The following is a 7,610-nucleotide window of genomic DNA, read 5'->3' on the forward strand; positions in this document are numbered from 1 at the left end:
GCGGCAGTTCGGCATCAGCTGCCGCCCAGCTTTCCGTCGATCATGAAGTTAGCGGGCGGTTTGACCCCTGAAACGCCCGCTAACTTCATGATCGAAGTCGGTCGGCGTGCGGGAACCGTGGTCAGTCGATCATGGCGAACGCGCGGACCGGGAAGGTGCCCATGCCGGCCACCATCGGTGGGGCGGCGGTGAACCGGAAACCGTCCGGCGGCAGTTCGCCGAGCCCGGTGAGGTGTTCCACGATGGGGATGCCGGCGGCCAGCAGGAGGCTGTGCGCCGGTCGCTGACCAGCCGCCGCCGGGCCCATGTCGTCGATGTTGATGGAGTCGATGCCGACCAGCGCGGCCCCGGCGTCCACCAGGGCCTGTGCGCCGTCCCCGGTCAGGTAGGGCGCGTCCGGCGCGGCGTACCGGTCGGTGTCGAAGTGTGTATCCCAGCCGGTGTGCAGCAGCACGGCCTTACCGGCAAGGTCGTACGGCGCCAGCAGCAGGCGGTCCACCGCGCGGGTGCCGGCGGGCAGCCGAACGACGAGGCCGGGCAGGTCGGCGAGGCGGTCCAGCGCGGTGCCGGCGAGGTCGGCACCGTCGGCGTACCGGTGTTTTGGGGTGTCCAGGTAGGTGCCGGTGTTGGCGATCATGTCGATCCGGGCCACCTGGAACTCGGTGCCCGGGGCGTAGCGCTCCCGGGACGCCTCGCGGGTCAGCCACTCGCTGATCCGGGGCGCCGGCCAGCCGGGCAGGGTGGTCATGCCGTCGGTGATCACGTGGCTCAACTCGACCAGGCGTCGACCGGCGGTGCCGGCCGGGCCGGCGGGAGCCGCGACGGCGCGACCGCCCTTGTGGGCCTCCTCGATGATCGTCTTGTTGGTGATCCGTACCTCGGCCACCATCAGCAGGCCGAGATGCCGGACGAACAGCACGGCCAGGTCAGCGTCGTCGATTCCGTCGCCGGGGATGTCCAGCCGGAATCCCTCGGTCGTCAGCCCGCCGCCGTTGGCGAAGACGACCTCCGCGTCGAACTGTGCCCGCCATTGATCATTGGTCATCCTGGCATCATCCCCGCTCAGCTGATCGGGCAGCGACCGGCGCTGTAGTGCGCGACCGCCGTCATGATCTCTGCCTCTGTCCGGTCCGCGAAGGTCAACGTGGCGAGCAGGCCGGAGCCGTGGATGACCGTCAACATCCCGCTGTCCAGGGCGGTGTACGCGCCGAGGTTTCGCAGGACGCGCGGATCGTGGAGCTTGACGACCAGCGACTTTTCCGGACCCCACCGCCGGCGGGAGATCTGCGCGACGGCCGCCCAGGGCAGCCAGACCGCCTGGCCCCGGGTCGGCCGGGTGCGTATCCAGAGCCCCGTCGGGCCGAGCGCCAGCACCGGGCCGCCGGAACCGATCAGCCAGAGCTGTAGGCCCAGCGGCAGGCCGGCCAGGGCCAGCAGGCAGCCGAGGAGGCCGAGGATGCCGAGCACGGTGACGTCGCCCGGTAGGACGCGCGGGCCGGCGAGGAGGGCGACCGGGAGGTTGAGCGTCAGCGCGAACCCGGCGAAGAGCAGTCCTCGCTTGGCAACGTTGGGGCGTACCACGAAGGGTTGGTCCTCGGGGATGCGCCGGCTCGCCGGCGCTGGCGGCGGTGCGGGCGGGTGCCCCCACGGCGGCGGAGGTCCGGGCTGCGGGCTGCCAGACGGGCGCTGCGGCGGATGGCCGGGCGGCGGCCGAGGCGGCGGGGTGGTCACCGGAGGCACTCCATGCTGCTCGACAGGCCGGGAGGGTTAGCCTAGGAGGCGCCCGCCACGACGTTCCGCATCGATCTTCGCCGCGGAGATACGCTGGCGTGGCTACCCCTGGTCCGGCATGGACGCGGGGTTCTTGTCGTGCGCCGACGTCGGCTCCGGCCGCCCGGGGCGGCCCCTGTACGCACCGATTCTCCTGGAAGTGGCTATGACTACGCTCACCGGACTGCTCGCCGCCGCACTCGGTGACCTGGCCCTGGCCCGGGTCCGGGACCTGGCCCGATCCGGGGCGGCGCAGGCCGACGGGCTCGACGTGACCGCCCCCACGGCGTTGCGCCCGTTCGCGGTGGCCGCCATCGCCGCCGAAGCCGGTGAGGTCGGCGGAGCCGCCGGCAGCAGCCGGGCCGGCGGGGCCGGGCGGACGGTGCTGGCGGTGACCGCCACCAGCCGCGAGGCCGAGGATCTCGTTGCCGCGCTGAGTGGCCTGCTGCCGCCGGAGCAGGTGGCGATCTTCCCGAGCTGGGAGACGCTGCCGCACGAGCGGCTCTCGCCCCGCTCCGACACGGTCGGCCGGCGGCTGGCGGTGCTGCGCCGACTCGCGCATCCGGACTCGGCGGACGCGCACGGACGTACCGGCCCGCTGCGGGTGGTCGTCGCGCCGGTCCGCTCGGTGCTGCAACCGCAGCTCAAGGGGCTCGGCGACCTGGAGCCGGTGCGGCTGGCCACCGGCGACGAGGCCGACCTGGAGCAGGTGGCCCGCCGGCTGACCGACATGGCGTACGCCCGGGTCGACCTGGTCACCAAGCGGGGAGAGTTCGCCGTGCGCGGCGGCATCCTCGACGTCTTCCCGCCCACCGACGAGCATCCGTCCCGGGTCGAGTTCTGGGGCGACGAGGTGGAGGAGATCCGCACCTTCGCCGTCGCCGACCAGCGCACCATCGAGCAGGTCGCCCAGCTCTGGGCGCCGCCCTGCCGGGAGCTGCTGCTCACCCCGGCGGTCCGGGAGCGGGCCGCCGAGCTGGCCGGGCAGCACCCGGAGCTGGCCGAGATCCTGGACAAGCTGGCCGGCGGCGTACCGGTGGAGGGGATGGAGTCCCTGGCCCCGGTGCTGGTCGGCGCTCGCGGCGGGTCGCCCGAGGCGGCGGCCACGCCGAGCGACTCGCCGCACGCGTCGATGGAGCTGCTGCTGGACTGTATGCCGGCCGGCACCCACGTACTGCTGTGTGACCCGGAGCGGATCCGCACCCGGGCGCACGACCTGGTGCGTACCTCGGAGGAGTTTCTCCAGGCCAGCTGGGCCGCGGCCGCCGTCGGTGGCCAGGCCCCGATCGACCTCGGCGCGGCGGCCTTCCGCACCCTGGCCGAGGTACGCGCGACCGCCCGGACGCTGCGCCAGCCCTGGTGGACGCTGTCCCCGTTCGGCTTGCCGGAGCCGGCAACCGCCCCGGAACGGCAGCCGTGGGAGGACGAGCCGGAGGCCGCCGACATCACGCCCGACGACGCGATCGCGGTGACCCTGACCGCCCAGCCCGCCCCGCTCTACCACGGCGAGACCGCCCGGGTGGTCGACGACCTGAAGCGGTGGGCCGGCGAGGGCTGGTCGATCGCGCTGGTCTTCGAGGGGCACGGTCCCGCCCAGCGGGCGGTGGAGGTGCTCCGCGACGGCGGCCTGGGCGCCAGGATGACCGAGCAGGTGTCGGCCGCGCCGACCCCGGGCGAGGTGCTGGTCACCTGCGGCAGCCTGACCGGTGGCTTCGTCGACGAGGCGGCCCGGTTCGTGCTGCTCACCGGCAACGACGTCACCGGCGGGCGGGGCACCTCGACCCGGGACATGCGCAAGATGCCGAGCCGGCGGCGCAACACCATCGACCCGTTGGAGCTGCGGGCCGGCGACCACGTGGTGCACGAGCAGCACGGCATCGGCCGGTACGTCGAGCTGGTGCAGCGTACGGTCAACGGCGCCTCCCGGGAGTACCTGGTCATCGAGTACGCCCCGAGCAAGCGCGGCCAGCCCGGCGACCGCCTGTTCGTCCCCACCGACCAGCTCGACCAGCTGAGCCGGTACGTCGGTGGGGAGCAGCCGGCGCTGCACAAGATGGGCGGCTCGGACTGGCAGAAGTCCAAGGCCCGGGCCCGCAAGGCGGTCAAGGAGATCGCCGCCCAGCTGATCCAGCTCTACGCCGCCCGCAAGGCGTCCAAGGGCCACAACTTCGGGCCGGACACCCCGTGGCAGCGGGAGCTGGAGGACGCCTTCCCCTGGCAGGAGACGCCGGACCAGCTCGCGGCCATCGAAGAGGTCAAGCGGGACATGGAGCAGAGCGTCCCGATGGACCGGCTGATCTGCGGCGACGTCGGCTACGGCAAGACCGAGATCGCGGTACGCGCGGCCTTCAAGGCGGTCCAGGACGGCAAGCAGGTCGCCGTGCTGGTGCCCACCACGCTGCTGGTGCAGCAGCACTACAACACCTTCGCCGAGCGGATGAGCCAGTTCCCGGTGACCATCCGGCAGCTGTCCCGGTTCCAGACGCCGAAGGAGGCCGAGCAGGCCCTGGCCATGGTCGCCGACGGCACCGCCGACGTCGTGATCGGCACCCACCGGCTGCTGGCGGCGGCCACCCGGTTCAAGTCGCTGGGGCTGGTCATCGTCGACGAGGAGCAGCGCTTCGGCGTCGAGCACAAGGAGCACCTCAAGTCGATGCGGGCCGCGGTCGACGTGCTGAGCATGTCGGCCACGCCGATCCCGCGGACCCTGGAGATGGCGATCACCGGGATCCGGGAGATGTCCACCATCGCCACCCCGCCGGAGGAGCGGCACCCGGTGCTCACCGCCGTCGGGGCGCAGGACGACCGGCAGGTGGCCGCCGCCATCCACCGCGAGTTGCTCCGCGACGGGCAGGTCTTCTACCTGCACAACCGGGTCGAGTCGATCGAGCGGGCGGCGCGGCGGCTGCGCGAGCTGGTGCCCGAGGCCCGGGTCGCGGTGGCGCACGGCCAGATGGGCGAGGACGCCCTGGAGAAGGTCATGGTCGGCTTCTGGGAGAAGGAGTTCGACGTCCTGGTCTGCACCACGATCGTGGAGTCCGGCATCGACATCCCGAACGCCAACACCCTGATCGTGGAGCGGGCCGACCTGCTCGGCCTGGCCCAGCTGCACCAGATCCGGGGCCGGGTGGGCCGGGGCCGGGAGCGGGCGTACGCGTACTTCCTCTATCCGCCGGACAAACCGCTCACCGAGCACGCGCACGAGCGGCTGGCCACCATCGCCCAGCACACCGAGTTGGGCGCCGGCATGTACGTGGCGATGAAGGACCTGGAGATCCGGGGCGCGGGCAACCTGCTCGGCGGCGAGCAGTCCGGGCACATCGAGGGGGTCGGGTTCGACCTGTACGTCCGGATGGTCGGCGAGGCGGTGCAGGCGTTCAAGGGCGAGCGGCCGGAGGAGGAGACCGACGTCAAGATCGACCTGCCGGTGGACGCGCACCTGCCGCACGATTACGTCGGCGTGGAGCGGCTGCGCCTGGAGATGTACCGCAAGCTGGCCGAGGCCCGCGACGACGAGCGGCTGCGCGAGGTGGCCGCCGAGATGACCGACCGGTACGGCGAACCGCCCGCCCCGGTGCAGAACCTGATCGCGGTAGCCCGGTTCCGGCTGCTGGCCCGCCGCTACGGCCTGACCGACGTCAGCATGCAGGGCAAGCATCTCCGGTTCGGCCCGCTGCCGCTGCCGGACTCCAAGCAGCTGCGGCTCAAGCGCTACCACCCGGACTCGGTCTACAAGGCGGCACTCGACCAGGTCAGCGTGCCCCGGCCGAGCACCCGCCGGGTGGGCGGCGAGCCACTGCGCGATCAGGCGCTGCTGGAGTGGTGCGCGCAACTCCTGTCCGACGTCCTCGGCGCACCTGCCGAGCCCGCCGCCGCCGTCCGTTGAGCCCGGCACCGAAACCCGTACCAGGCAGGATGACGGGTGGGGGGTCACGGGCGGATGTTGGGGACATGAGAGAGTGACCCGCATGCGTGCTCGCCGTCTTGTCGCCGCCGCCAGCGTTGCGGCCCTCGGTGTCCTCTCCCTTGCCGCCTGTGGGAAGTCCTCGCCGGACGTCGCCGCGTACGTCGGTGACACCACCTACTCGGTGAGTCGGGTGGACGCGATCTACGAGGATGCCCAGGCGAAGTTCGGCGAGGCGGTCCGCGGTGAGGCGGCCCAGGCCGGTGTCACCCCGTCGCCGGAGCAGCTCCGGGCCGGCGTGACCCGGCAGGACGTGGTCAACCTGCTGGTCAGCCTTGAGCTGGGCAAGCGGGTGGTGGCGGAGAAGAACCTACAGGTGCCCGACGAGATCGTCCCGGAGCAGCTCCAGCAGGGGCTGCGGCTGCCGGCCACCGCCGAGTACACGAAGCTCTGGGGCGAGTGGGCGGACATCTTCCAGACGCTGGGCCAGCAGTTGCCGCCGCCCTCGGAGCTGAGCGACGAGGCGGTTATGGCCGTCTACCGGGAGTTGCAGGAGCCCGCCGGCCTGGAGCCCGGGCTTCCCGTGGAAGAGGTCCGGCAGATCTTTGGCGAGGGTGGCTTCATCCGCAGCGGGGTGGCGCTCGGCGTCGCCCTCCAGGAGGAGGCGGAGCGGTCCGGCACCTCGATCAACCCGCGCTACCAGCCGATCGCCGTGCCGTCGGTGGTGAGCAACGGCCAGGCGCTGATCTTCTACTCGCTGCCCTACCTCGACGCGGACGGCCCGGTCAGCGACATCTCCACGCCGAAGCCGAAGCCGACGTCGACCGAGCCGGCCGGCGACGAGGTGACCCAGCCGGTCACCGGCTGAGCATGTCGGCGCGGATCGTCCTGCTGGTGACCTCACCCCGGTTGCCGGCGGGTCTGCTGACGGCGGGTGCCTGGGACGTCGTACGTGCCGCACCGGTGCTGACCGGGACGGAGAGCGAGCTGACCACGGCGATCCGGGCGGCCGGCGCCGAGGTGCGGGTGCTCGACGGCCCGGCGGTGCCCGCGCTGCTGGACGCGGTGGCCGAGCACGGGACGGTGGTCTGGCTGGCCGGCCCGGCCGGGGACGAGACGCTGGCCCGGGAGCTGGGCCTGCGACTGGCCCGCGAACCGGGCCTGGCGGAGCTGGAGCTGATGTACGGCTCGTGGGATCCGCCCGGCGCCCGGTTGCTCGACGCGGTGGCCGTGCTGGACCGGCTGCTCTCGCCCGGCGGTGACCCGTGGAAGCGGGCGCAGACGCACCGCAGCCTGGCCGTCTTCCTCCTGGAGGAGTGCTACGAGGCGTACGACGCGATCAGCGCCGGAGACACCGACGCGCTGCGCGAGGAGCTGGGTGACGTGCTGCTCCAGGTGGTTCTGCACGCCCGGCTGGCCGAGGAGCTGCCCGAGGGCGAGCGGTGGAACGTGGACGACGTGGCCGGTGGGTTGGTCGACAAGATGATCCGCCGCAATCCGCACGTCTTCGCCGGTGCCGAGGCGGGCACTCTGGACGAGATCACCGCGAGCTGGGAGCGGATCAAGCAGGCCGAGAAGGCCCGCGACTCGGTGCTCGACGGCATCGCAATGAGCCAACCCGCGCTCGCCCTGGCGGCGAAGATCCTGGAGCGGGCCGCCCGCGCCCACCTCACCGTCCCGTTGCCGCCGCCCCAGGCGCAGCCCGACCCCGAGGCCACCCTGGGCGCCAGCCTCCTGGCCACGGTCGCCCAGGCCCGTCAGGCCGGCCTCGACCCCGAAACCGCCCTACGCCGCGCCACCCTCGCCCACGCGGCGGCGATCCGCGCCGCCGAACCGCCGTCCACCACCCCCGCTTGATCAGGAGGGTGCCACCCTGTCCGGCGGGTCGGGGCGACAAACCTCATGATCAACCCTGAGGGCGGGTGGGGGTTAGGGT

5 protein-coding genes are annotated in these 7,610 nt (G+C 72.7%); 3 read left to right on the plus strand and 2 right to left on the minus strand.

Annotated features, from left to right (window positions below; translation table 11 throughout):
• Positions 1-121: 121 nt before the first annotated feature.
• Positions 122-1,045 carry a cyclase family protein gene (locus tag C1I95_RS11885; protein ID WP_111213859.1) on the minus strand — a complete coding sequence of 308 codons (924 nt, stop codon included), beginning with the start codon at positions 1,043-1,045 and terminating at the stop codon, positions 122-124.
• 17 nt (positions 1,046-1,062) lie between these two features.
• Positions 1,063-1,581, minus strand: coding sequence for a hypothetical protein (locus C1I95_RS11890; RefSeq protein WP_111213860.1), 519 nt, complete (start codon positions 1,579-1,581; stop codon positions 1,063-1,065).
• A 355-nt stretch (positions 1,582-1,936) separates the two neighbouring features.
• On the opposite strand from C1I95_RS11890, the gene mfd reads away from it, so the two are divergent.
• From mfd to C1I95_RS11905, 3 genes are all read left to right on the plus strand, one after another.
• A complete protein-coding gene (gene mfd, locus C1I95_RS11895; RefSeq protein WP_111213861.1) occupies positions 1,937-5,656 on the plus strand; it encodes a transcription-repair coupling factor in 3,720 nt (1,239 codons plus the stop codon).
• Positions 5,657-5,738: 82 nt separating this feature from the next.
• Entirely contained in the window at positions 5,739-6,542 is an 804-nt protein-coding gene (locus tag C1I95_RS11900; RefSeq protein ID WP_111213862.1) for a hypothetical protein, read from the plus strand.
• Between the two features lie 2 nt (positions 6,543-6,544).
• On the plus strand, positions 6,545-7,531 hold the full coding sequence (locus tag C1I95_RS11905; protein WP_111213863.1) for a nucleoside triphosphate pyrophosphohydrolase: 987 nt from the start codon (positions 6,545-6,547) through the stop codon (positions 7,529-7,531).
• The last annotated feature ends 79 nt before the right edge of the window (positions 7,532-7,610 follow it).

This window comes from Micromonospora craterilacus, from assembly GCF_003236315.1.
GTDB lineage: Bacteria > Actinomycetota > Actinomycetes > Mycobacteriales > Micromonosporaceae > Micromonospora > Micromonospora craterilacus.

Excerpts from the sequence above, each read along its gene's own strand:
- C1I95_RS11905 (WP_111213863.1), top strand. The coding sequence starts at position 6,545 with ATGTCGGCGCGGATCGTCCTGCTGGTGACCTCACCCCGGTTGCCGGCG.
- C1I95_RS11900 (WP_111213862.1), top strand. The coding sequence starts at position 5,739 with ATGCGTGCTCGCCGTCTTGTCGCCGCCGCCAGCGTTGCGGCCCTCGGT.
- mfd (WP_111213861.1), top strand. The coding sequence starts at position 1,937 with ATGACTACGCTCACCGGACTGCTCGCCGCCGCACTCGGTGACCTGGCC.
- C1I95_RS11885 (WP_111213859.1), bottom strand. The coding sequence starts at position 1,045 with ATGACCAATGATCAATGGCGGGCACAGTTCGACGCGGAGGTCGTCTTC.